Raw genomic sequence first — 956 nt, 5'->3', positions numbered from 1 at the left:
CTCACAATGGGGCCATCTTCCTTGGTCTGCAAGGCGTTTTGGTTAAAAGTCACGGGCATGCTAATGCGAAGTCTTTTGAGCAAGCGATTGATCTTGCCTATAAAGAGGCGGAAGCTAATCTGCCGGAGCTGATTAATAGCGAGCTGGAAAAGGTTTTGCTATAGCGCTGGTCTTGGTGGCTATGCGTCGCTAATTATTTGAATATCCAAGTCAAACTATCTAAAAGGTGAATTTTGTGACAACTGTCTTTATGTTTCCCGGTCAAGGTTCTCAGTCAATTGGAATGATGTCAGATCTCTTGGCGCAGTCAGAATTAGCAGTAAAAACCTTTACTGAAGCGTCTGAAGCAATTGGAGAGGATCTTCAAGATATTGCGCTAAATGGGCCTGAAGATAAGATCAACCAGACGGAAATTACTCAGCCTATTGTATTAACGGCAAGTGTTGCGATGTGGCGTACCTGGATAGAAAACTCTGACATCCGTCCAGACTATGTGTGTGGGCATAGCTTGGGTGAATATACGGCCTTGATCGCTAGCGGCGTACTGGATTTTGAAGAGACGGTTAAGCTCGTTAACCTTCGTGGTAAGCTTATGCAGGGAGCGGTTCCTCTAGGTGAGGGCGGTATGGTTGCTCTTTTGGGGCTTGATGATGATAAAGCTAAAGAGGCTTGTAAAGAGGCAGCCCAAGGGCAAGTTGTTGCGCCGGCAAACTTTAACTCTCCTGGTCAGATCGTCATATCGGGTGCGACCGATGCGCTGGACCGGGCGATGGCTATCGCAAAAGAAAAAGGCGCTCGTCGTACTGCGAAGCTTCCTGTAAGTGTTCCTTGCCATTGTGACTTGTTACAGCCTGCAGGTGAAGAGTTGGCAAATGCAATGTCGAAACTGACATTTAAAGAACCCGGTATTCCTATTGTGCAAAATGTGAATGCTCAGGTAGCCACAAACCTGGAAG

2 protein-coding genes are annotated in these 956 nt (G+C 46.9%); both read left to right on the top strand.

What is annotated here, in order from left to right; all coding sequences use genetic code 11:
• Positions 1-14 precede the first annotated feature (14 nt).
• Positions 15-164 carry a hypothetical protein gene (locus A3729_RS34730; protein ID WP_369820162.1) on the top strand — a complete coding sequence of 50 codons (150 nt, stop codon included), beginning with the start codon at positions 15-17 and terminating at the stop codon, positions 162-164.
• 71 nt (positions 165-235) lie between these two features.
• Positions 236-956: ACP S-malonyltransferase (fabD, locus tag A3729_RS27525; protein WP_156498180.1), on the top strand; the 721-nt coding region annotated here is incomplete at its 3' end.

The sequence above is a fragment of the Oleiphilus sp. HI0043 genome (genome assembly GCF_001634935.1).
This window is presented reverse-complemented; position numbering and strand designations above follow the sequence as displayed.